The organism is Nocardia sp. NPDC041819 (assembly GCF_055590505.1).
On record NZ_JBVJAP010000001.1, the window covers coordinates 660,414 to 683,185 of the forward strand.

Annotated in this window: 26 protein-coding genes and 1 tRNA gene; 20 read left to right on the top strand and 7 right to left on the bottom strand. The window is 69.5% G+C overall.

The annotated features are described in order from the left end of the window. Positions 1-13: 13 nt before the first annotated feature. The 7 genes from ACZ6DL_RS03065 (at position 14) to ACZ6DL_RS03095 (ending at position 5,860) form a co-directional block, all read left to right on the top strand. Positions 14-89 (top strand) — tRNA-Gly (locus ACZ6DL_RS03065). A gap of 407 nt (positions 90-496) precedes the next feature. Then, positions 497-916, top strand: coding sequence for an Hsp20/alpha crystallin family protein (locus ACZ6DL_RS03070; RefSeq protein ID WP_063053432.1), 420 nt, complete (start codon positions 497-499; stop codon positions 914-916). A gap of 450 nt (positions 917-1,366) precedes the next feature. After that, positions 1,367-1,768, top strand: a complete 402-nt coding sequence (locus ACZ6DL_RS03075; protein ID WP_466048652.1) for a cold shock domain-containing protein — start codon at positions 1,367-1,369, stop codon at positions 1,766-1,768. Between the two features lie 431 nt (positions 1,769-2,199). Continuing rightward, a complete protein-coding gene (locus ACZ6DL_RS03080) occupies positions 2,200-3,201 on the top strand; it encodes a PfkB family carbohydrate kinase (RefSeq protein WP_466048653.1) in 1,002 nt (333 codons plus the stop codon). A 426-nt stretch (positions 3,202-3,627) separates the two neighbouring features. Beyond that, positions 3,628-4,281 (top strand): PAS and ANTAR domain-containing protein, encoded by a 654-nt coding sequence (locus ACZ6DL_RS03085; protein ID WP_466048655.1) that lies wholly within the window; start codon positions 3,628-3,630, stop codon positions 4,279-4,281. Positions 4,282-4,434: 153 nt separating this feature from the next. After that, positions 4,435-4,959, top strand: a complete 525-nt coding sequence (locus tag ACZ6DL_RS03090) for an STAS domain-containing protein (protein ID WP_466048657.1) — start codon at positions 4,435-4,437, stop codon at positions 4,957-4,959. Positions 4,960-5,038: 79 nt separating this feature from the next. Next, entirely contained in the window at positions 5,039-5,860 is an 822-nt protein-coding gene (locus ACZ6DL_RS03095; protein WP_466048658.1) for an RNA polymerase sigma factor SigF, read from the top strand. Positions 5,861-5,918: 58 nt separating this feature from the next. On the opposite strand, the gene ACZ6DL_RS03100 is transcribed toward ACZ6DL_RS03095, so the two are convergent. Continuing rightward, a complete protein-coding gene (locus tag ACZ6DL_RS03100) occupies positions 5,919-6,872 on the bottom strand; it encodes a helix-turn-helix transcriptional regulator (RefSeq protein WP_466048659.1) in 954 nt (317 codons plus the stop codon). Between the two features lie 385 nt (positions 6,873-7,257). Here ACZ6DL_RS03100 and ACZ6DL_RS03105 point away from each other — a divergent pair, with 385 nt between their 5' ends. Continuing rightward, entirely contained in the window at positions 7,258-7,407 is a 150-nt protein-coding gene (locus ACZ6DL_RS03105) for a hypothetical protein (protein WP_157106969.1), read from the top strand. A gap of 53 nt (positions 7,408-7,460) precedes the next feature. Here ACZ6DL_RS03105 and ACZ6DL_RS03110 read toward each other — a convergent pair whose 3' ends face one another. Beyond that, positions 7,461-7,844 carry a low affinity iron permease family protein gene (locus ACZ6DL_RS03110; protein ID WP_391462209.1) on the bottom strand — a complete coding sequence of 128 codons (384 nt, stop codon included), beginning with the start codon at positions 7,842-7,844 and terminating at the stop codon, positions 7,461-7,463. 78 nt (positions 7,845-7,922) lie between these two features. Next, on the bottom strand, positions 7,923-8,873 hold the full coding sequence (locus ACZ6DL_RS03115; RefSeq protein ID WP_466048661.1) for a YihY/virulence factor BrkB family protein: 951 nt from the start codon (positions 8,871-8,873) through the stop codon (positions 7,923-7,925). A 220-nt stretch (positions 8,874-9,093) separates the two neighbouring features. On the opposite strand from ACZ6DL_RS03115, the gene ACZ6DL_RS03120 reads away from it, so the two are divergent. Then, the gene (locus tag ACZ6DL_RS03120; RefSeq protein WP_466048662.1) at positions 9,094-9,582 is read left to right on the top strand and encodes an FBP domain-containing protein; all 489 of its coding nucleotides are present in this window, start codon (positions 9,094-9,096) and stop codon (positions 9,580-9,582) included. 213 nt (positions 9,583-9,795) lie between these two features. On the opposite strand, the gene ACZ6DL_RS03125 is transcribed toward ACZ6DL_RS03120, so the two are convergent. Both ACZ6DL_RS03125 and ACZ6DL_RS03130 read right to left on the bottom strand, forming a co-directional pair. Further along, positions 9,796-10,227, bottom strand: a complete 432-nt coding sequence (locus ACZ6DL_RS03125; RefSeq protein WP_466048663.1) for a YbaB/EbfC family nucleoid-associated protein — start codon at positions 10,225-10,227, stop codon at positions 9,796-9,798. Between the two features lie 142 nt (positions 10,228-10,369). Further along, the gene (locus ACZ6DL_RS03130; protein ID WP_466048665.1) at positions 10,370-10,762 is read right to left on the bottom strand and encodes a DUF4440 domain-containing protein; all 393 of its coding nucleotides are present in this window, start codon (positions 10,760-10,762) and stop codon (positions 10,370-10,372) included. Between the two features lie 143 nt (positions 10,763-10,905). On the opposite strand from ACZ6DL_RS03130, the gene ACZ6DL_RS03135 reads away from it, so the two are divergent. After that, the gene (locus tag ACZ6DL_RS03135) at positions 10,906-12,018 is read left to right on the top strand and encodes an alcohol dehydrogenase catalytic domain-containing protein (RefSeq protein WP_466048667.1); all 1,113 of its coding nucleotides are present in this window, start codon (positions 10,906-10,908) and stop codon (positions 12,016-12,018) included. 27 nt (positions 12,019-12,045) lie between these two features. Here ACZ6DL_RS03135 and ACZ6DL_RS03140 read toward each other — a convergent pair whose 3' ends face one another. Beyond that, positions 12,046-12,480, bottom strand: coding sequence for a MarR family winged helix-turn-helix transcriptional regulator (locus tag ACZ6DL_RS03140; protein ID WP_466048668.1), 435 nt, complete (start codon positions 12,478-12,480; stop codon positions 12,046-12,048). Between the two features lie 75 nt (positions 12,481-12,555). On the opposite strand from ACZ6DL_RS03140, the gene ACZ6DL_RS03145 reads away from it, so the two are divergent. From ACZ6DL_RS03145 to ACZ6DL_RS03180, 8 genes are all read left to right on the top strand, one after another. After that, entirely contained in the window at positions 12,556-13,002 is a 447-nt protein-coding gene (locus tag ACZ6DL_RS03145; protein ID WP_466048669.1) for a hypothetical protein, read from the top strand. 77 nt (positions 13,003-13,079) lie between these two features. Then, positions 13,080-13,826, top strand: coding sequence for a 4-hydroxy-tetrahydrodipicolinate reductase (dapB, locus tag ACZ6DL_RS03150; protein ID WP_466048671.1), 747 nt, complete (start codon positions 13,080-13,082; stop codon positions 13,824-13,826). Positions 13,827-13,869: 43 nt separating this feature from the next. Next, complete coding sequence (locus ACZ6DL_RS03155; protein WP_466048672.1) at positions 13,870-14,370, top strand: hypothetical protein; 501 nt, start codon at positions 13,870-13,872, stop codon at positions 14,368-14,370. Positions 14,371-14,398: 28 nt separating this feature from the next. Then, positions 14,399-14,851, top strand: a complete 453-nt coding sequence (locus tag ACZ6DL_RS03160; RefSeq protein ID WP_357116042.1) for a flavodoxin family protein — start codon at positions 14,399-14,401, stop codon at positions 14,849-14,851. 110 nt (positions 14,852-14,961) lie between these two features. Further along, the gene (locus ACZ6DL_RS03165) at positions 14,962-15,648 is read left to right on the top strand and encodes a DNA-binding response regulator (protein ID WP_040868059.1); all 687 of its coding nucleotides are present in this window, start codon (positions 14,962-14,964) and stop codon (positions 15,646-15,648) included. A gap of 11 nt (positions 15,649-15,659) precedes the next feature. Further along, positions 15,660-16,937: an ATP-binding protein gene (locus ACZ6DL_RS03170; protein ID WP_466048675.1), complete on the top strand. Its 1,278-nt coding sequence runs from the start codon at positions 15,660-15,662 to the stop codon at positions 16,935-16,937. Continuing rightward, positions 16,930-17,949 (top strand): hypothetical protein, encoded by a 1,020-nt coding sequence (locus ACZ6DL_RS03175; RefSeq protein ID WP_391462228.1) that lies wholly within the window; start codon positions 16,930-16,932, stop codon positions 17,947-17,949. The genes ACZ6DL_RS03170 and ACZ6DL_RS03175 overlap by 8 nt, the downstream gene beginning before the upstream one ends. A gap of 41 nt (positions 17,950-17,990) precedes the next feature. After that, positions 17,991-19,190: a winged helix-turn-helix domain-containing protein gene (locus ACZ6DL_RS03180; RefSeq protein WP_466048678.1), complete on the top strand. Its 1,200-nt coding sequence runs from the start codon at positions 17,991-17,993 to the stop codon at positions 19,188-19,190. Between the two features lie 10 nt (positions 19,191-19,200). Here ACZ6DL_RS03180 and ACZ6DL_RS03185 read toward each other — a convergent pair whose 3' ends face one another. Then, positions 19,201-19,644, bottom strand: coding sequence for a hypothetical protein (locus tag ACZ6DL_RS03185; RefSeq protein ID WP_063053393.1), 444 nt, complete (start codon positions 19,642-19,644; stop codon positions 19,201-19,203). 148 nt (positions 19,645-19,792) lie between these two features. On the opposite strand from ACZ6DL_RS03185, the gene dapA reads away from it, so the two are divergent. Together dapA and ACZ6DL_RS03195 are read left to right on the top strand one after the other, a co-directional pair. Further along, positions 19,793-20,701 carry a 4-hydroxy-tetrahydrodipicolinate synthase gene (gene dapA, locus ACZ6DL_RS03190; RefSeq protein ID WP_466048681.1) on the top strand — a complete coding sequence of 303 codons (909 nt, stop codon included), beginning with the start codon at positions 19,793-19,795 and terminating at the stop codon, positions 20,699-20,701. Between the two features lie 143 nt (positions 20,702-20,844). Beyond that, the gene (locus tag ACZ6DL_RS03195; protein ID WP_466049542.1) at positions 20,845-22,716 is read left to right on the top strand and encodes a ribonuclease J; all 1,872 of its coding nucleotides are present in this window, start codon (positions 20,845-20,847) and stop codon (positions 22,714-22,716) included. Positions 22,717-22,772 lie beyond the last annotated feature (56 nt).

Genomic DNA, 22,772 nt, shown 5'->3' on the forward strand with positions numbered 1-22,772 from the left:
CCGCGATGCGAATGCGGATGTAGCGCAGCTGGTAGCGCATCACCTTGCCAAGGTGAGGGTCGCGGGTTCGAATCCCGTCATCCGCTCCACGAAGTCTCCCGACCCGCTTCCGGAGTCATCCGGAACGAGCAGGTCATTCCAGGTTCCGGTGTCATTCGAGCGCATCCGGCTCGCTCGTCGTTCGGTCTTCCCGCTCAGAGCCGACCGCGGTAGTGCGGTGGGCAACGAGCGCGGTCCGGTATCGCGCCCCGAAAAGGGGTGCACCCATGGCTTGCTCCGGAACCGCGCGTCATGCCGAAGCCGGAAACTACCGGCGTCGTTGGGCGACCGGCATGCGGCGGGTGAATCGGCACCGCTTCTTCACCGGTCGTACTGCGAACTGCCTACCACGACCTCTTGCGTCCATTTCTGGATAGTGCTATAAGAAATCTATCTGAATCGACATAGGTTATCTCGGTACCACGAGGTAGATGGAGTGAGTTTGGAGGTGGCGATCATGTTGATGCGTACCGACCCGTTCCGTGATCTGGAGCGATTCACGCAACAGGTGCTCGGCACGGCAGCGCACCCGGCCGTCATGCCGATCGACGCTTGGCGCGAGGGCGAGGAATTCGTGGTCGAACTCGATCTACCCGGTATCGATCCCGGCTCCCTTGATCTGGACATGGAACGCAATGTCCTCACCGTGCGCGCACAGCGCCCCGAATTGGACTCCGGCCGGGAGATGATCGCCGCGGAGCGCACCCGCGGAGTATTCAGCCGTCAGATATTCCTCGGAGAGGGACTCGACACCGAGCGCATCGGCGCCGACTACACCGATGGCGTACTCCGGCTGCGAATCCCGGTCGCCGAGCGGGCGAAACCCCGCAAGATCGAGGTCGCCCGCGGTAACGGCCACCAGGTGATCGACGCCTGATCGCCGCGGGGCCCCGCACGTTCCGGTAGGAGGTGAAGGGTCGTGACCATGCTCGACACGTGGGATGACGTCTGCGAGTCACCGCTGCTGGATGCCGACCTCGAGGTGTTGTTCGCCGAGGTGGACGAGATCCTTTGCGAAGCTCTGGCTCCCGCGCGATGTCCGCCGGCGCCGCCGCGCCTGGCTTCTGCCCACGAGGGGGTGACCGGGCTGCGGCGCTCCCCGGAAGTGGCCGCCGCCCTGCGCGGCCGAATCCCCGCGCACCGTCCGCACCCGCGCGAGCGCGGACCTCCGCGGGGAAGAGGCATCCAGTCGGCGCCAACGGAAAGACCAGCACAGCGAAAGGCAGGTGATGCTCCGGACCGATCGAACCGTCACGTCACTCTCTTCCGACGCGGGCCCGGCACCCGGTGTCCCGGGCCCGCGGCTCCTCATCCGCGCACGCTTTCCATGCCAGTCACCACGCCTGCCCCGGTTCGATCCCGGCCTCCACGCCGGCATCGCGAGACCGTCGTTCCCGCCACGGCCACCGAATGGCGCCACGGCACCGTCGCCTGGTTCGACACCGAGAAGGGCTTCGGCTATCTCGAGCCCGATGACCGCACGAGCCCGGTGTTCGTCGACTTCCGCGCCATCGACACCCGCGGATACAAAACCCTCGGCCCGGGGCAAACCGTCGTCTTCACCACCACGATCACCGACCGCGGACCCGAAGCGACGACGGTACGTCCCTACCCCCGCGGCCCCGTACGTCCGGACGGTAGTCGCCCGCCGTCCGTCGTCCCGGGGTTCGTTCGAGTACAGCCGATGGCAGTGCGCGGATCAGCGCACGGGCCGGCAGCCGTTCGGTAGCCGTACCGCAACGCGGACGGATCGGCGTACGAACCCGATCGCATCGAACGCCGCCGAGCGGCTGCGTCGATGCGCCTTCCTCGGGGCTGCGACGGGCCGGGAACGGATGTCGTCGTTCTATCCGGGGCTCGCGGTGCGACCTGGGCGGGATTCCTGGTTCGCATGTTTCGTCGCGATCGGTCCGGGCATGTCAGCACGTGCGGGCTTCGGCGTGAGGCCCCGATCGGTTACTGCGCTATTCGACCCAGTCGTCCGCGGCGAACGGAGCCCGCAGTGAAGATCGCCATGGTGTCCGAGCACGCGGGCCCGCTGAGCGGGGCCGGATGGACAGGGGCGGATACCGGTCCGCCACAGCCCCCCACGCCCGCAACAGGCGCCGCCCCTGGGCACGGACTGCGCACGGCGTCGGAAGACGCGTTGGAGCGGGATTGATGGCGACCGCCGATCCGCTCGTCGTGATCGGCGACGCGCTGCTCGACATCGACGTCGACGGTCGCGCCGACCGGTGCAGCCCGAATTCCGCGGCTCCTGTCGTCGACGTCGCACACCGGATGTTCCGTCCCGGTGGGGCGGGACTGGCGGCCCGGCTCGCCGCGACGGGAGAGCGGGAAGTCGTTCTCATCGCAGGCTTCGCCTCCGACGAGGCGGCTGTCCGGCTGCGCGGACTGCTGGACGGCCACGTCCGGGTCATCGCGCTGCCCTTGCGCGGTTCGACGGTCTGCAAGCAGCGCGTGCGAGCGATCGGCCCGTGGGCCGTGCCGAACGGGCACGCCAGGACCAAGGAGCCCAGGCGGCCGGTCCTGATCACCAGGATCGATTCCGGTACGGGACGGCTCGGCACCGACCTGCTGCCCGAGGCGGCGCACGCCGCGCTCGCGGCGGCGCATGCCGTGGTGGTCTCGGACTATGGTCGCGGCACCGCGACCCACCCGCAGATCCGCGCGCTGCTGCGTGCCCACGCCGCTCACGTCCCGGTCGTCTGGGATCCCCATCCGCGCGGATCGGTCCCGATCCCGGGTGCGACTCTGGTCACCCCGAGTCGCGCGGAAGCGCTGGCCTTGCTGTCCGGTCGGCTCGATGAGGGACCGGACCTGTGGAAGCTCACCAAAGGGTGGGCCGTGCAGGCGATCGCGGTGACCCTCGGATCGGAGGGCGCCTTGATGTGCCTGCGCGCGTCGGGTAAACGCCTGCGCATCCCGCTTCCGTCCGCGGCCAAGGCGCCCGACGGCAGCGACGCATGCGGTGCGGGCGACAGTTTCGCCGTCGCCGCGGCAGCCCACTTGGGCGCGGGCAGCGGACCCGAAAGCGCGGTGCGCCGCGCGGTACTCGCGGCGGCCGAGTTCGTCGGCTCCGGTGCCGCCGCGGCGTTCTCGGAATCGGAGCCGGCCACGGTTTCCGGAGTCCCTGCCGCCTGGGGCGATCCGGGGACGTGACACTCGCCCGCTACTCGGGCGCGGGACCTGCTGAACACCGCGCATCCGGCGCGACGGCTCGGATCGCGCCGATGATGAATCGGGAGTCATGCCGTGGGGCGGCGCTGTCTTCCGGGCTGGAAAGCTCTGGATGCCAAGCGGTTACCCCGGATTACGAATTCCTGGGTGGGCTCGTTTGCCGGGCGTTGTTGCGGGCTTATCGCGCCCGGGTGGGACATGGATGACATACTGGCTCGTGGGTCCCCGGTTGCCGCCACGATGTGCGCGTGCGCCGGCCGTTGAGTCAACAGCGGAATCTCGGCCCGACGCGCCCGCGTCCGCGTGATCCCGTCGAGGGATGGCAGCGGTTCGCGGACCTGTTGCGGCCGCAAGCCCCTTGTACCTCGGAGAGGCACTGCATCCATGACTCGGCATATGGAACCCGGCATGTCCGTATTGACCCCCACCGGTTCGGCACCGGCCGAACAGCCTGCGGTCGGAAGCTTCCGGTTCTGGTTCGCCACCCGCCGGTGGGAATGGTCGCCGGAGGTCTATCGCATGCACGGTTACCGGCCCGGCGAGATCGAGCCCACCACGGAGCTGTTGCTCGCGCACAAACACCCCGACGACCGCACGCACGTGGCCGAGACCATCACACGCGCCATCGATCACGGCGAACCCTTCTCGAGCAGGCATCGGTTCATCGACCTGTCCGGCCAGGAACACACCGTGCTCGTCGTCGCCGACCGGATCCTGGACGATACGGGCACCGCGGTAGGTACCTCCGGCTTCTACGTCGACCTCTCCGACACCCTCGCCGAGGCGCACGAAGCCATGCTGGCCGCGACGCTGCCCGGACTCTACGAGAACCGCGCCGTGATCGAGCAGGCCAAGGGTGTGCTCATGCGCATCTATCAGATCAGCGCCGAGCAAGCGTTCCAGGTCCTGCGCTGGCGTTCGCAGGAAACCAACACCAAGCTGCGGGCGCTCGCCCAGCAGCTGATCACCGAGCTGCTCCTCGTGCCGCCGCCACCGCCGGACCTGGTCGCCGCCTTCGACCACATCCTGCTCACCGTCCACCACCGCATACCCCGCGAGTGATCATCGAGCGACCGGCAGCCGGAACGCCGCGGGGCATTTCGTTTTTCGGACCGATGCCCCGACAGACTTCGTCTATCGCACTGACATCACCGGCGACTCACTGCCAGGCTCGAAGTTGCGGTCTTGTGCCGATACCGGCCGCCGGAGGTGCGCGTGACCTGTCAGAACGGCGTGGAAGGCGTCCGAACCGGCGACGGCCTGATCCTCGTCGTACACGGTGAACTCGATGCGGCGACGGCCGAGGGATGCTGCACGTCGATGACCGAGATCGTCGAAAAATACCGGGAGACAACGCCGAACCCGCTTCCGGTGGTCATCGACCTGTGCGAGGTGCGTTTTTTGTCCTGTGCGGGTGTGCGCGTGGTGCTGCGGCTGGCGGGATGGGGTGCTCGAGCGGGCGTACCGGTCGCCGTGACCGTGCCGGCCGAGGTGCCCGTGCGGCGCATCCTGGACCTGCTGGCGGTGCACGAGAGCGTGCCGCTCGTGGCGTGCCCGGCGCCGGCGATGCACGATATCGACCAGCCGCGCGTGTGCGGGTCATCCGCGTCCGGCCGGGCGGAGGAGGCGCCGGGGCGGACGGACGGTGCGCAGCGGCCACATACCGGGAACGCACATTCACACCGGTCGACCATCCGAAATACGAACAAGACCGCCCACGAGCGCTTGACGCAACGGTAGGGCGGTACTCGGCGACCGTCGCCTCGTCGGCCATCGCACGAGCGCGTCGACCGTCGGAAAAGGGGAATCGAGGAAGCTCATGTCACTGGCGACCGCGAACCACAGGACCGCCACGCCCCGCCGGGCCCGGCGAGGAACCGACAGCTACGACGGAATCGAACCGTGGCTCGAGAAATTGCACGCGATGGCCGAAAACGACCCCGGACGTCCGCGACTGCGGGAAGAGATCATGCGCCGGTGCCTGCCGCTGGCCGAGCATATCGCCCGTCGCTTCGTCGGTCGCGGAGAGAATTACGACGATCTGTACCAGATCGCCGCCGTGGGATTGGTGCTCGCGGTGGATCGCTTCGACCGGGGACGGGGACCCTCGTTCCTGTCGTTCGCGGTCCCCACGATCATGGGGGAGGTGCGCCGCCACTTCCGGGACCACAGCTGGGCGGTGCGGGTCCCGCGCCGGATCAAGGAGATCCAGCTGAGCATCGGCCCGGCCGTGGAGCGGCTGTCCCAACGTCTGGGACGCATGCCCACCGCGCTCGAGATCGCGGTGGAGCTGAACATCGACCTGACCGAGGTCACGCAAGCGCTGCTGGCGGGTAACGCCTACTCCACGAACTCCATCGATGCCGTCATCGATGACGACGACACCGGCAGCGCAGCGGTTCGGGTCGCGGAGACGTTCGGCGAGGAGGACCCCTCCTACGACCTGACCGACGAAGCGCTCGCGGTCGCCCCGTTGCTGGCCGAACTGCCCGAACGCGAGCGGCGCGTACTGCGCATGCGTTTCTTCGAAGGATGTACGCAAGCCCAGATCGCCGCCGCGCTCGGCGTTTCGCAGATGCACATCTCGCGCGTATTGTCGCGGACGCTCGCCGAACTCCGAGAGCGCGCTCTGCGCGACTGATCGCGACTGCCCCCGCGCCGCGCTCAGCCGGGATCGCCGCAGGCCAGGGCGCGCGGGATCACGCTTGAAGCGTCGTATGGGGGAATCGGCCGTACGCGTCGCGGTAGGCGGTCGCGAATCGTCCCGGATGGGCGAAGCCCCACTCGGCGGCGATCGAGGTCACGGTGTAGCCGTCCTCGGGTGAGCAGTCGCGCAGCTGTTCATGCGCCCCGCGTAGCCGAAGGCGCCGCAGGTACGCCATGGGCGTGCTGTCGAGATGGCGACGGAACGCCAGTTGCAGCGCGCGGACGGTGACGTAGGCGGCCGCGGCGATGTCGGCGACGGTGATGTCGTCGCGGACGTGCGATTCGAGGTACGCCAGCGCGCGCCGCACCGTCTCGGGATGGGCGTCGTTGCGGTCGCGCGCGGTCGGATCGGTGTGTGCCGTGCTGGGGAGGGCGTGCAGCACGCTGGCGGCGAGGTACTGCGCGGCAGTGGAGGCGACCAGCGGTTGTTCACTCACCGTGCGGTCGACGGCGAGACCGCGCATGTGCTCGAGCACATTCGCCAGGTGCCGGGCGGCGGCCGGGGAGACCGGCCGATGACCTGTCAGCCGGATCGGTTCCAGGTCGCGGTCCGGGGTCGAGGCCGCGACTTGGTTCAGCAGAGCGGGATCGAACATCGTGATGCTGTAACGGGCGTGGTGGACCACTCCGGAATACGGCAGGTCCGGTGGCGTGAGCAGCCCGATGTCGCCCGCCTGGAAGTAGTCGGTGGTGCCGTCGACGTGATTCTCTTCGATCATCCCCGTGGTCACCTGGCACAGGCATATCTTGCCCAGCGGCTGGGCGTCGTACTTCATGTCGAAGCTCAACTCGAGCTCGTCCAGGCTGACCGGACCGAGCAGTTTCCGGGTGATGTTCGTCCGGACCGGTACCCCCGTGCTGTTGCCTATCCGCATCTTGGTGTAGTTGAGATTGAGGAAGTCCTCGGTCGCACCCAGACTGTCGCTGTGGAAGGTGAGTGATTCCATCGATGCGACGCTCCTGCTCTCTCGAATACGGCATCCCGTCCGGCACGTCGTAAGGGTCTGTCGAGCCACTTTGCTCGGCGTACGGACTGGTCACAACCGTTTCATTCGGTGGCAGGTCATCGGCTGCGGTCGGCACCACAGAGGCGATAGCCGATCCGGACATACCGCTACGGCGTGTACCCGCTTCGTCGAGGTTCAATCGCCGGCCTTTTCCACTGTACGGCGCCCGATCGCGTAGAGCCGGGTCCAGCGGCGCATCCGGCGTCCGCCACCGGCCCGCACGAGTCTCGGAAGTGTTTCGTCCGTGCCCGAGCGGCCACCCTGAACACGAGGGGCGCGGTTCGCCCCTGCACTGGAAAACGTCGGAAGAGACGAGGGAGGTCCTATGGTTTCGCGGGACACGATCGCGCAATTGCGTCAAGACATCACCACCGCCGAGGACACCGGCGACGAAGCCAACGCCGAACGTCTGCGTGGCGAACTCGCCGAAGCGATCCGGGAAGCAGGCAAGGACACCGAGACCGATCAGCGGTGACGAATCCGCGCCCGCGCGGGCAGGCGGCGCACCGTGCCGCCGGCCCGCGCCGGTCACCCGGCGCTCTCCCGGTTCTCCAGCCCGACGGCCTCGGCGAGTTCCCTGCGGTGACGCAGCAGCTCGGGATGATCGGCGCTCAGCTCGCTCATCAGATCGGCCAGTCCGTCGGCGATCGCGTTGAGTTTCTGCTGGATGGCGGCGTCGGAGCGGCTCTGCGTGTTCTGTAGCAGTGCGACGAGCAGGAACGTGATGATCGTCGTCGCGGTGTTGATGACCAATTGCCAAGTGTCGACGCTGGGCAGAACGAAGATCGTCGGCGCCCACACCAGGACCAGAATCACGCAGAAGACGAAGAATCCCGCCTTGGAGGCCACCGCGCTGGCCGTCGTCGCGAAGCGGTCGAAGACCGACAATTTGCCGGTGACCTCCGAGGGCATGGTCGGTGTTTGTCCTTCGCCGGAGTGTTCAGCACGTTGAGCCATCCGAAGTCCTCTCGAATCTGTTGCCGCCGTTTGTCATTCGTCGGGATCGTCGCGCGGCGGCAGATAGGGTTCGGCGTCTGCCGGATGGCCGTGGGCGATGTTGCGCGCCCGTGCCAGTTCGGCATCCAGCTCCGCGCCCAGCAGGACCGCGATATTCGAGATCCACAGCCACACGAGGAAGACCACGACGCCACCCAGGGAGCCGTAGACCCGGTTGTAGGAACCGAAATGGCCGACGTAGAACGCGAATCCCCAGGACGCCCCGGCCCACAGCAGAACGGCCAGCGCGCTGCCGGGGGTCAGCCACCGGAATCCCGGCTGCCGCACATTCGGCGCCGCCCAGTACAGCAGGGCGAAGACCAGGCTGATCAGTACCATCATCACCGGCCACTTGACGATGCCCCAGACGGCGATCGTGGCCTGCGCGAGTCCGAGCCACCCGCCGATCCGGTCGGCGAGCGAGCCGCTGACGACGACGCCCACGGTGCAGACGCCGAGCAGGATCACCACCGCGGCGGTCAGGGCTACCCGCACCGGCACGGTCTTCCAGATCGGGCGTCCTTCCTGAATGTCGTAGATGGCGTTGGTCGCGCGCATGAACGCGCCGATGTAGGCCGACGCGGTCCACAGCGCCGACGCCAACCCGAGCAGCGCCAACGGGCCCGCCGGGGCTTGCGCTTCCTGGATCTCGTTCACCGCGTCGACGAGCAGATCCGTTCCGCTACCGGGCCCGATCTCGCGGATGGTGTCGACCAGTGCCCGCGTGTCGTTGCGCCCGAGCATGCCGAGCCCGGCGGTCATGACGATCAGTCCCGGAAACAGCGACAGCACACTGTAATACGTCAGCGCCGCGGCCCAGTCGGTCAGATTGTCCCGCTGGAACTCGCCGACCGACCGCTTGATCACGCCCCACCACGACCGTCCCGGCAGATCCGCCGGTCCGCGCAGCCTGCGTCGCGCGGCGAACCCCTTCAAGTCTTGCACCTCACCGATCACCTCCCGACGCCCACCACCTCCCGCTGGCGCGCGGATACCCGCCGTACGGGCCGCGAAACCGCCTCTACGCCCGCGGTGTTCGCGGCGCCCGGCTCGTTTCCGGGGCGGCGCGCGGTGCCCGCGACGCCGGAAAATCCGTTGTTCCCGGCACGGCGGGACCGTAACGTCGCTTCCGTTTGCCTACCGATCGATCGAAGGAGATTCCATCGTGGAACCCGTCACCGAACGCGACATCAGGTCGTCGTTCGTCAACTGTTCGAAGGGAGACGCCAAGCGGCTGCCCGTACCCAGGGACCTGGACGAGCGGCCCTGGGCGGATCTGGACTTCCTGGGCTGGAGCGATCCGTCCTTTCCCGGGCGCGGCTACCTGGTCGTCCCGCAGGACGACCGCCTGGTCGGCGTCGCCCTGCGGTATGCCACCGGCGGCACCGGACGCGCGCAGATGTGCGCGATCTGCCTGACCACCCACACCGGCGGCGGGGTCTCGCTGATGACCGCGCACAAAGCGGGTGAGTCCGGGCGCAGGGGTAACTCGGTCGGCACCTACATGTGCACCGATCTCGCCTGCTCGCTGTACGCGCGGAACAAGAAGCGCCCCGCGCTCGGAAGCAGGTACCGCGAGGACCTCACTCCCGAGGAAAAGGTCGAGCGAGTCCGCGACAACCTGACCACGTTCCTCGCGAAGCTCTACGCCTGATCCCTTTGCCCATCCCGGCAGCCGACGCGCTGCCCGTCCGAACGGAGGTAGATGCCATGTGCCGACACTCGAGGACCGCACGCTCGAGCCACCCGAACCAGCCCACAGCGCAACGGATCTCGGGATGGCCGTGATTCCTCGCCGGTCGAGTCGGCCCGAATCGGCCGGACCGTCTCGTCCGGCGAGGAGTCACGGCTTCGGGTACCGAGCCCGCTAGCCGGTCGAGTCGTGATCCGTAAGTTCCCACACCGCACGCAGGCTGGGTGCGCCGGGGACCAGATCGGGCAGGTCGGGCACCGCTTCGGCTTCGGTGACGAGCGGGGCGATGATCGCCGCGTGCCGGTCTCGGGCCAGCCGCGCCGCCTGCCTGCCCGCTTCGGTGACCGAACGGCCGAGCTGTTCCGGTGTGCTCCGCAGTGCCGCCGGGGCGAAGCGCACATCGACGAGGACGCCCGCCGCGTCCACGGTCACCTCGACCAGTTTGTCCGCCGACTCGGCCGTGCAGCGCACGGCGGCCAGCTTCTCGTGCACCTCCGCCAGGTGGGTGCGCTGCTCGGCGAGCGCGTCCAGAATGTGGTCGACCTGGTTGCGGATTCCGCTGTTGGCGGAGCGCAGCCCGTCGCGTTCCCAGCGATCCACCGGCACCGACCTCCTCGGGTTCACCTCTCCCGAACCGCAGCTCCGCGATCCGAGCCGTCACCGGACGACGCGCGGCCGGGAACGAGGCAAGGAATTGTCCAGCACTCCGGTCGCGACCGCAGCGCGCACATCCCCGTGCTGGGAACGGTCAGGCGCGCGTGGACTCGGTTTCGTGCACCGTCAGCCAGCGAACGCCACCCGGATCCTCGGTTGTCAGCACGGCGGTCACCCGGCGATGCGTGGTGTCGGCGGTCGCCCGGTGCGTCTCCAGGAAGCGCACGACCGCGATGCCGCCGGACCGCTGGAGTTCTTCGACCTCGGACACCTCGATGGTGAGGCCGGGCACGGCGTTGCGCGCGCCACGCAGACCCGCGAGCAACGCGTCGCGCCGCAGCACTTCACCACCGGTGGTCACCATGCTGAACCGCTCGTGCTGCGCCGCCGCGAACCGCTCGAACACCTCGTCCGGCGCCGCCGAGCCGAGCCACGCCGCGAGGTCCGCATGCAAGCGTTCGACCACATCGGCCAGATCCACACCCATTCGTGCATCGTAGGCACCCCGCGATCGCCGCCTCTGTGAGCCGCATCGCGCTCCGTGGGTCGACCGGTGCGCGGGTGTGGGCGAAGCCCGGTCTCGGCCGTCATCGGTGGGCTCGGACCGCCGCGAGCGGTAGCGTCGGCGGAATGAAGATTCGTGGAGCGGTCCTGGAGCGGATCGCGGCGCTCGCGCCGTTCGCCGAGTCGGCGCCGATCACCGTGTGTGATCTGGAGCTGCGCGAGCCGGGACCAGGAGAACTCCTGGTCCGGATCGAGGCGGCGGGGCTGTGTCATTCGGACCTGTCGGTGGTGGACGGCAACCGGGTCCGCCCGGTGCCCATGCTGCTTGGCCACGAGGCCGCCGGGAAGGTGGAAGCGGTCGGTCCCGGCGACGGCGATATCGCGGTCGGGCAGCGCGTGGTCATGACCTTCCTGCCGCGGTGTGGCGAGTGCGCCGGGTGCGCGACCGACGGCCGCACGCCCTGTGTGCCCGGCAGCATCGCCAACAATGCGGGCGAGCTGCTCAACGGCGGGCGGCGATTGTCCCGCGACGGCGCCGAGGTGCACCACCACCTGGGTGTTTCCGCTTTCGCCACGCACGCGGTGGTGGATCGCAGGTCGGTGGTGCCGGTCGATGACGACGTGCCTGCCGAGGTCGCTGCCGTCCTCGGCTGCGCGGTGCTGACCGGCGGTGGCGCCCTGCTGAATTCGGCGCGACCGGGTACCGGGGACCGGATCATGGTCGTCGGTCTGGGGGGCGTCGGTATGGCGGCGGTGCTGGTCGCAGTGTCGCTCGCCGCGGAAGGGCACGAGGTGATCGCGGTCGACACCGTGCCGGACAAGCTCGCTCTCGCCCGGGAGTTGGGTGCGCACGCGGCCTATACCCCGGCCGAGATCGCCGAACTCGGTGTGCAGGCCGAGGTGGTGGTGGAGGCGGCGGGCAACGTCCGCGCCTTCGAGACCGCCGTCGCAGCGACCGCGCCCGGCGGCACGACCGTCACCGTCGGGCTACCCGCCCCGGACGCCCGTGCCGCCATCTCTCCGCTGGCGCTGGTCGCCCAAGGCCGTTCCATCGTCGGCAGCTACCTCGGCTCCGCGGTGCCGTCCCGGGACATTCCCGAGTACGTCCGCATGTGGCGGGCGGGACGCCTGCCGGTGGAGCGGCTGGTCTCGGCGCACGTCGGGCTCGACGAAATCAACCGCGCCATGGACGAACTCGCCGCGGGGCACGCCTTGCGCCAGGTCATCGTCTTCGACTGACCCGGCCTGCCGCCGCGCGGCGATCGTTCATCCGGCGGGCCGGTCCATCGCGTCGACGAATCGTTCGAGCAGACGGGCGAAGTCGGCGCGCTCCGCGGGCGTCCAGTCCGCCATGGCGGCGGCCATGGTCGTGCGCCTGCCCTTTCTGGCTTCGGTCACCGCCCGGGTACCGGCGGCGGTGAGGCGCAGGACCGAACGCCGTCCGTCGCGCTGATCGGCGACGCGTTCCAGCAGGCCGGCGGAAACCGCCTGCGCTACCAGGCGACTCGCCCTGGGCTGATCGACGCCGAGCGCCGGAGCGAGTGCGCCGACCGTGGCGGCCGAGCCGTCGGCGACGGCGTCCAGCACACGGAACACGGCGATGGGAATTGCGCCGTCGCTCAGCGCACCGCGCGTCTGCCTGCGCCGGATTCGGACCATCGCCGCTTCCACGGCGACGGTGATCGCGTCGTGGTCGTCCATTACTCCACTCTGTCATGCGCGGAATTCATATGTAGTATTACATCTAATTGTTTCTATGCATACAGAGGAGTGGTGATGGCCATCCAGCGCGGTATCGGTTACTGGCTCGTGGAACTCGATCGGTTGATCAACCAGCGCTTCGACGAAGACCTCGCATCGGGCGGGTTGAGTCGCAGACGCTGGCAGAGCCTGCACTCGCTGGCCGACGGACCGCAGCGCGCCGACGACGTCCGCGACGCGCTCGACACCTTCTGGGCCGACGACTCCGAATGGCCCACCGAACTGGCCGAACTCGTGGCCGCCGGACTGGTCTCCGACGACGCGGGTGTGCTGTCACTGACCGAGCGGGGCCGCGTCACGCACGAGGCGGCCTTCGTCCGGATCGGCCGGCGCAGGCGGCAGATGGCGGAGGGCATCACCGACGAGCAATTCGCCGAGGTGCTGCGGTTGTTGCAGAGGATGGCCGCGAATCTCGCGGGTCCGCAGAGCCGGGAGGCCGGTGAACCGCGGGCGGTGCGATGAACGCCGGGCGGCGGAGGGATCGCGCTCGACCGGGCCCATTAGGCTGATCCCGACCGGAAACGGAACGAGGAGGTGCGGTGACCATTCGGGTCGGAGTGCTCGGAGCGCGCGGCAAAGTCGGACAGGCGATCTGCGCGGCGGTGACGGCGGCGGAGGATCTGGAACTGGTCGCCGCCGTCGACAAGGACGATTCGCTCGAGGCGTTCACCGCGGCGGACACGCAGGTGGTCGTCGACTTCACCCACCCGGACGTGGTGATGGGGAATCTGGAGTTCCTGGTGGCCAACGGCATCCACGCGGTGGTCGGCACCACCGGGTTCGACGAGGCACGATTGACGCGGGTGCGCGGCTGGTTGGCCGCCCGCCCTGATGTCGGTGTGCTGATCGCGCCGAACTTCGCCATCGGCGCGGTGCTGTCCATGCGATTCGCCGAGCAGGCCGCCCGCTTCTTCGAATCGGTGGAGGTCATCGAACTGCACCACCCCAACAAGGCGGACGCGCCCTCCGGCACCGCCTACCGCACGGCAGGCCTGATCGCCGCCGCCAGGGACAAGGCGGGCCTCAACCGCAGTCCCGACGCGACGACGACCGAACTGGAGGGCGCGCGCGGCGCCGACGTGGACGGAGTGCGGGTGCACTCGGTGCGCCTGGCCGGTCTGGTCGCCCACCAGGAGGTGCTGTTCGGCACCCAGGGCGAGACGCTCACCATCCGGCACGACTCCATCGACCGCTCGTCGTTCGCCCCCGGCGTGCTGCTCGGCGTACGGGAGATCGCCGACCGCCCGGGCCTCACCGTCGGACTCGACCCATTCCTGGACCTGTGATCGCACGTCGGCACGCGCGCACTACGCCCGTCGGAGCGAGATCGTGAGCGGCCCGGATCAGGCCGATCGGAAGGGCGGCGGGGAAGTCCTCAAGGTCGTCGCGCTGATCGCGGCCCTCATCCTGGTGCTCGGTTTCTACTTCCTGCTGCTCGGCCGGATCGCGTTCGGCTTGATCGGTTCCGGCGACGTGGCGGCGATCGTGATCGGCGTCGGCGTGCTGATCCTGCCGCTGCTGGGCGTCTGGATCGTCGTGGCCACCGTGCGCGCGGCCCTGGCGCATCAGCACCTGGCGCGGCGCATCCACGACGAGGGCCTCGAGCTCGACACCACCGATCTGCCGCGCCTGCCCTCCGGCCGCATCGAACGCGCGGCGGCCGACGAGCTGTTCGCCACGGTCAAGGCGGAGTGGGAGGCCGACCCGGACAACTGGCGCGTCTCCTACCGCCTCGCGCGCGCCTACGACTACGCGGGCGACCGCACCAGGGCCCGCGAGACCATGCGCCGCGCGGTCGCCCTGGAACGGCACGAGCGCGACACCGCCTGACCGCCGCGCGGGCCGATACCATCGCAGGGTGGCCCGGTTGCTGATCATCCATCACACGCCGTCCCCGCATATGCAGGCGATGTTCGAGGCCGTGGTCTCCGGGGCCACCGACCCCGAGATCGAAGGCGTGGAGGTCGTGCGCCGCGCCGCGCTGGCCGTCACTGCCTCCGACGTGCTCGCCGCCGACGGCTACCTGCTGGGCAGTCCGGCGAACCTCGGTTACATGAGCGGCGCGCTCAAACACGCGTTCGACACGTTCTATTACCCGTGCCTCGATTCCACGCGCGGTCGTCCGTACGGCCTTTACCTGCACGGCAACGAGGGCACCGAAGGCGCCGAGCGCGGGGTGGTGAGCGTCACGACCGGACTGGGCTGGGAACAGGCCGCCGCCGCGGTGGTGATCTCCGGTCCGCCCGCCAAGGAAGACCTACAGCGGTGCTGGGAGCTGGGAGCCACCCTCGCGGCCGGGCTCATGGCCTGAGCATCCCCCGAATTCTGGTGTCTGACCACGGCGCACCATCGACCGGCATACTGTCTGCGGTTGTTGTCGCGGTGGGGATGTGAACGAGTAGCTCGGGATGGGAGAGCCAGGTGACCTGGGCCGAAGGGAACGAGAACGCCCCGCGCCGAATCGGATTGGTCGAGGACCACGAATCGGTCGCCATCGGTCTCGCCGCGATGCTCGCGCCGGAAACCGATCTCGATCTGGTGCTGACCGCCGGCACGGTGCCGGAACTGCTCGCCGCCGCCGACGGCGCGCCGAAGCTGGACCTGGTGGTGCTGGACCTGCGGCTGGCCGACGGGTCCTCGCCCGAGGACAACGTGCGCGCCCTGCGTAACCGCGGTATCGAGGTGCTGGTCTTCACCGGCGCGGACAACGCCTTCCTTGTGCGCGCCGCCGCGCGCGCGGGGGTGCTGGGCGTGGTGCGCAAATCCGAGGACGTGCCGACCGTCGTCGCCGCCGTGCGCCGCGCGGCCGGCGGCGAGCAGGTGGTGACCACCGACTGGGCCGCTGCCATCGACGGCGATCCGCAACTGTCCCATGTGGGCCTGAGCCCGCGTCAGGAGGAAGTGCTCACCCTGTACGCGTCCGGGGAGAAAGCCTCCCGGGTCGCGCGGTTGACCGGTCTGTCCGAGCAGACGGTCAACGACTATCTCGGCCGCATCCGCCAGAAGTACGCCGACGCAGGTCGTCCCGCGCCGACCAAGACCGACCTGTACAAGCGAGCGGTCGAGGACGGTTGGCTGCCGGTTCCCGAGCGGCATCCGCGCGGATGATCGCGTCCAGCATGCTGGACACCGAGTCGCACTCTCGCTCCCTCCCGCTCGACCGGTTCCGTGTGAACCGCTGGCGTCGCCGAGTCGTCGCGCTGTCCAGGGAGAAAGCCTCCGAGGGCGCCGCCGACCGTATCTTGCGAAGGTTCGGCCTGGCCATCGGCATCGCCGGGGTGATCGCCGCGGTCGTCGAGCTGCCAGAGATCGCCGACCAGAGCCGCTTCGTACCGGTCCGGTGGACGGTGGTCGAGGTGGTGCTGGCGTTCGGGCTGTTCCCGGTGCTCGCGATCGTCTCGGTCGGCATGAGCAGGCGGATGATCCAGCGGGTCGCCGGTGCGGCGGCGGTGAGTTTCCTCGCGGCCATGGCGGTGGTTCCGCTGGCGTATGCGGTGCCGGATGCCGAAGGGGCGGCGTCGGTGTGGTTGTACCGGGTGCTGGCGCTGGGCGTCCTCGCGGCGGTGCTCGCTTGGCGTCCGCCGCTCGCCGTGGCGTACCTGGTGGTGGGCGCGGCGTTCAGCGCGCTGGCGAATCTGGTCGTGCTGCGGGAGACCACCGCGCTCGCGCTGCTCGGCGACTTCGCCAGGGCGGCCGGATTGAGCGCGCTGTTCCTGTGGTGCGTGATCTATGCCAGGGCGGCGGCCGTGCGAGTGGATCGCGAGTCGGCGATCGAGAGCAGCCGGGCGGCGGCGGTCGCGGGCGCGGCGGCCCGGGAGCGGGAACGTGCGCGCTTCGCCGCGCTGATCCACGACGCGGTGCTGTCCACCTTGCTGGACGCCTCACGAGCGGGGACCGAGTCACCGGTACTGCGCCGCCAGGCCGAACGGACCCTGGAACAGCTCGACGAGTGCCGGGTGGCCGGGTACGAACCCGACCGCCTGGACGCGCAATCCGCGATCGGGTTCCTCCGCTCCGCCGTGCACGAGGTGAACCCCGGCATCCGGTTCACCACGCGACGCTGGCCCGGGTTCGATGATCTGCATCTGCCGGTGGACGCCGCGAGCACGATCGCGGCCGCACTCGCGGAGGCCGTGCGCAACAGTCTGCGGCACGCCACGGTCGCCGGGCGCGAAGTGCGCCGGACCGTCACAGTGACGATCAGCGCGGGTGGAATTCGCGTGGTGTTCCGGGACGACGGAGCGGGTTTCGACCTGAGTGAGGTGCCGGTCGATCGGCTCGGCATCTCGGTGAGCATCCTTGGCCGCATGCGTCAGCTGGCGGGCGGCGCGGGCTTCGTGGAATCGGAGCCCGGTGAGGGAACGACCGTGACGCTGGTGTGGGGCGGAAATGGCTGAGCGGGAAACCGAATTCGGGCTGCGCGATCTGCTCGGACTGCGGGACCGCGCGGCCTGGCTGTTCCTGGTCGTTCTCGAAGCGACCATCGTGCTGTACATGATCCGGAACTTCTCCGAATCGCCGGTGGCCGCCGCCGTCGCGGCACTGGTCGTGCTCGCGCTGGCCGGTGTCGTGGTGCTGGTGGCGCCGACCGATCCGCTGCCATGGCCCGCGACCGTGTTCGTCGCCGCCTCCGGGCCGCTGGCCACGACCCTGACCTCGTTCGATGTCGAACACGGCTGGTCGAAGCAGGTCTGGACGGCGTTCGCCGCCTCCTATGTGCTCGCTGTGCTGGTGCTGCGCGGACGCTCGGCCGCGGCCTGGCTCGGCGTCGCGGGCATCGGCGTGGTGATCGCCGTGGTCGGTGTGGTGGCAGGCCTGCGGGTGGGCGTCGTCGTCGGCTCGATCGTGCCGGTCGCCACGGTCGCGGGGGTCTCCCTGTTCGCGGCGATCATGCGGCCGACCCAACGTTCGCTGCGGCTGTTGCGCGAGGAGGCGGCCATGCGCGCCGCCGCAGAGGCCTCGATGGCCGCGGAGAACTCCGAACGCACCCGTCAGCTGGCTCGGCTGGACGCGGTGGCGCGCCCGATCCTGGAACGCATCGCCGACGGGGAGGAACTCACCGCCGCGGAGCGGGAACAGTGCAGGCTCCTGGAAGCCGAACTGCGCGACGGCCTGCGGGCCCCGCAGCTGGCCACCGATCAACTCAGCAGCGCCGCCCGCGGAGCCCGCTCCCGCGGCGTCGAGGTGATCCTGCTCGACGACGGCGGTTTCACCGGCGTCCCGCATCGGGTGCGCAGGCAAGTGATCGACGCCGCCACCCGGGAACTGGACGCCGCGAACGACGGTTCGGTCACCGTCCGCATCCTCCCGACCGGCCGCCGCATCCTGGCCACCGTCCTGGCCACCGCGTCGGACCGGGACCGCCGCACCGAGATCGACACCACCGGCGCGGTGACCGTCTCGACCTGACGGCGCGATCCTGTCGGTGCCTCGTGGCATGGTTGCCAGTCATGCGGAAGATGGGTGCGGCGGCGGCGCGGCGAACGGCGTTGGCGGCGCAGGGTTTCGGGGTGCGCCGCCCCGGGCGGGCGACGCGGCGGACGGTGCTCGGGGTCTTGGACAGGACCCAGTTGCTGCAACTGGATTCGGTGTCGGCGGTGGTGCGGGCGCATTACGCGCCGGTGTTCAGCCGGATCGGGCCCTACGATCGCACCCTGCTGGATCAGGCAGCGTGGAGCAACGGCGCGCGGCGGCCCCGGGCGCTCGTCGAGTACTGGGCGCACGAGGCCGCGCTCATCCCGGTCGAGGACTGGCCGCTGTTGCGCTGGCGGATGCGGCGCTATGAGCACGGGCGTTGGTCCGGCATGCGCAAGGTGGTCGAGCGCAATCCGACGCTGGGCAAAGACATCCTGGACGTGATCACCGCGGTGGGCCCGGCCACCGCGGGTGAGGTGGAGCGCCACTTGGAGTTGGACAAGCCGCGGCCGAAGGGCACGTGGTGGAATCTCAGCGATACGAAGATGATCTGCGAGCAACTGTTCGCGGCGGGCGCGCTGTCGGTAGCGACCCGGGTGGGCTTCGCCAGGCACTACGACCTGACCGAGCGGGTGCTGCCCGCGGAGGTGCTGGCGCGCGACGTCGCCGAACCCGACGCCGTCCGTGAGTTGGTGCTTCGCGCGGCCACCGCGCACGGCATCGGCACGGAAGCGGACCTGCGCGACTATTACCGTCTTCATCGCACCCAGACCGAACCCGCCATCGCCGACCTGGTCGACGCTGGTGAGCTGATCCCGGTGGAGGTACCGGGCTGGGGGAAACCGGCCTATCTGCGGTCGGGCGCCGCGACACCGCGGCGCGTCGAAGGTGCCGCGCTGCTGTGCCCGTTCGACCCGCTGATCTTCTTCCGCGCCCGCACGGAACGGATTTTCGACTTCCACTACCGCATCGAGATCTACACCCCGGAACACAAACGGGTGCACGGCTATTACGTCTTCCCGTTCCTGCTCGACGGTGAACTCGTCGGTCGGGTCGACCTGCGCGCGGAACGCGCGAACGGACGGTTGTGGGTGCCCGCCGCGTTCGCCGAACCCGGATACGACACCGCGGCCACCGCGCACGCCCTCGGTGGCGCGCTGCGCGAACTTGCCGATTGGCTCGAACTGGACGAGGTCGCCATCGGCGACCGCGGCAACCTGGCCGCGTTGCTGTAGCGCGACTGGGTCAGATGTCGCGTTTGGGCCCGTAGCCGCGCATCTGGTCGCGCAAGGCCCCGTGCACAGCGCTGGACAGCCACGAGTTCAGGGACTGACCGCTCTGTGCGGCAGCCTCTTCCGCGCGCGCTTTCATCTGCTCCACCAACCGCAGCGTGACCCGGCTGATGTCTCCGGTCATCTCCTCGAAGGTGGGGTGCTCATCGCCCACCGTGCTCTTGCGCACATCGATGGAAGCGTCCGTGCCGTCGATCGACACGTGCACCGTACGGTCACCCAGCGCGGCGCTGACCTCGGCGGCGAGGTCCGACAGCGCGGCGAGCAGGACCAAGCGGGCCGAGCCTTCGGTAGCCGCGGCCAGGGCCGCCGCCGTGGCCTGCGTCTTCTCGTCGCCGAGCGCCGCGGCCGCGATCAGGTCCTCACGCAGCCGACTGGTGTACTTGTTCAAATCCATGACATCAGTGTGACGTCATATGTGATGTCGAGCAAGGGTTGGTATGACATCAGCGCGCCGCCGTCGATATGGATTCGCGTCTGTGTTGCGGCCTGATCGCCGACGACGGTGTCGAGGGCGTGTCCCAGACCGGGTAGCCTTTCTGACCATGACGAACGGTGAATCGACGCCAACGGAGCTGCGTGCGTCCGGCACGGTAGGTGTCGCGATGGTGACCCCCTTCAGCGCCGACGGCAAGCTCGACGTCGATGCCGGGGTCGCGCTCGCGGCCCGCCTGATCGACCGTGGTGTCGACCTGCTCGCGATCTCGGGAACCACCGGTGAATCGCCGACCACCACCGAATCGGAGAAAGCGGATCTGCTGCGCGCCGTCGTCGATGCCGTGGGCGAGCGCGCGACCGTGATCGCGGGCGCGGGCACCTACGACACCGCGCACTCGATCGAACTCGCGCGCAACGCGCAGCGCGCGGGTGCGCACGGTTTGCTCGTGGTGACGCCGTACTACTCCCGGCCCTCCCAGGAGGGGCTGATCGCTCATTTCACCGCCGTCGCGGATGCCACCGACCTGCCGGTGACCTTGTACGACATCCCCGGGCGGTCGGTGGTGCCGATCGCCAGTGACACCATCCGCAAGCTGGCCGAGCATCCGCGCATCGTCGCGGTCAAGGACGCCAAGGGCGACCTGAACATGGGCGCCGAACTCATCGCGAGCACCGGCCTGACCTTCTACTCCGGCGACGACGCGCTCAACCTGCCGTGGCTGTCGGTCGGCGCGGCCGGATTCATCAGCGTCATCGGACATCTCGCGCCCGAACGGTTGCGCGGCCTGCTGGAAGCGTATACGGCGGGCGAGGTCGTGCGCGCCCGCGAGATCAACACCACGCTGCTGCCGTTGCACGCCGCGATGGCCAGGCTGGGCGGTGTCGCGATGAGCAAGGGTGGCCTGCGGCTGCTCGGCGTGGAGGTCGGGGAGCCGCGGTTGCCCCAGCTGATGCCGACCGGTGAGCAATTGGAAGCGCTCGCCGCCGACCTGCGCTCGGCGGGGGTGCTCTCGTGAGCGAGTCCCTACCCCGTCGCCGCCGCAGCGCCTCCCGCCCCGCGGGAGCGCCCGCCCCCTCCGCGGTACCGGCCGAGCAGCCGACGCCTGCCGCGTCGCCGGAGACCGCCGCACCCTCTCGGCCCGCGTCCGAGGAGACCACGATGGACGTCGCTGCGGCCGTCCCCGCCAAGGAGAACGCTGCTCCGGTCGTCTCCGCCAAGGAGACCGCGCCCGCGCAGTCGCGCCGGGAGCCCAAAGCGCAGAACGCGTCGCCCCGACGACCGGCCCGCGGCCGCGGCCAGTCCGGCGCTCGGCGGGCCGAAGCTCCGCAGCCGCAGGCGGCTCCGGTCGCCGCGCACGACCGTCTCGGCGCCCCGCCCGCCCTGCCCGAGAACGGCCTGCGCGTGTTCGCCCTCGGCGGCATCGGCGAAATCGGCCGCAACATGACGGTCTTCGAGTACGGCGGCAAACTGCTGATCGTCGACTGCGGTGTGCTGTTCCCGGAGGACCAGCAGCCGGGTGTCGACCTGATCCTGCCGGACTTCCGCCCCATCGAGGGCCGGATCGACGACGTGGTCGCCGTCGTGCTCACCCACGGTCACGAGGACCACATCGGCGCGGTGCCGTTCCTGCTGCGGCTGCGGCCCGACATCCCGGTCGTCGGCTCGAAGTTCACCCTCGCGCTGGTCGCCGCGAAATGCCGGGAACATCGCCTGCATCCGAAGCTGGTCGAAGTGACCGAGGGGCAGCACACCACGCACGGCCCGTTCGGCTGCGAGTATTTCGCGGTCAACCACTCCATTCCCGACGCGCTCGCCGTCGCCATCCGCACGCCGGCCGGCGTCGCGCTGCACACCGGTGACATCAAGCTCGACCAGCTCCCGCTGGATGGGCGGCTCACCGATCTGGCCGGTTTCTCCCGGCTCGGCGACGAGGGCGTCGACCTGTTCCTGGTGGACTCCACCAACGCCGAGGTCCCCGGCTTCGTCACACCGGAACGCGAGATCGGCGGCGTGCTGGACTCGGTCATCGGCAAGGCCCGCGGCCGGGTTATCGTCGCGTCCTTCGCCAGTCACGTGCACCGCATCCAGCAGGTCGTCGACGTGGCCCAGCAGTACGGGCGGCGGGTGTGCTTCGTCGGACGCTCGATGGTCCGCAATATGCAGATCGCCCAGGACCTGGGCTATCTCACCGTGCCCGACGGCGTGGTCGTCGACCTCGACGCCGCCGCGACCCTGCCCAGCCACCGCCTGGTGCTGATCTCAACGGGTTCGCAGGGCGAGCCGCTGTCGGCGCTGTCGCGGATGGCGCGCGGCGACCACCGGCAGATCAACATCCGGCCCGACGACCTGGTGGTGCTGGCCTCCTCGCTGATCCCCGGCAACGAGAACTCGGTGTTCGCGGTGGTCAACGGCCTGGCCCGGCTCGGAGCCACGGTGGTCACCCAGCAGAACGCCAAGGTGCACGTCTCCGGGCACGCCTCGGCGGGAGAGCTGCTGTACCTGTACAACGCGGTACGCCCGACCAACGCGATGCCGGTGCACGGCGAGTGGCGCCACCTGCGCGCGAACGCGGCGCTGGCGGTCGCGACCGGCGTGCCGGAGGAGCGGGTGGTGCTCGCCGAGGACGGCGTGGTGGTCGACCTGGTGGACGGCATCGCCTCGGTCGTCGGCCGGGTCCCGGTGGGCCACGTATACGTCGACGGACTGTCGGTGGGCGATGTCGGGGAGTCGACGTTGTCCGACCGGCTGGTCCTCGGTGAGGGCGGTTTCATCGCGATCACCGTGGCCATCGACGAGACCACCGGCAAGGCGGTGAGCACACCGGAGATCAGCGGACGCGGCTTCTCCGACGATCCCACCGCCCTGCTCGGCGCGGCGGAACTGGTGGAAGCCGAACTGCTGCGGCTGGCGGGCGAGGGTGTGACCGACATCCACCGGATCGCCCAGGGTGTGCGCCGCGTGGTCGGCCGCTGGGTGGCCGACACCTATCGTCGTCGGCCGATGATCGTGCCGACCGTCATCGGCGTCTGATCTTCCGGAAATCGAAAAGCGCCGGACAGCTCGGCTGTCCGGCGCTTTTCGCTGGT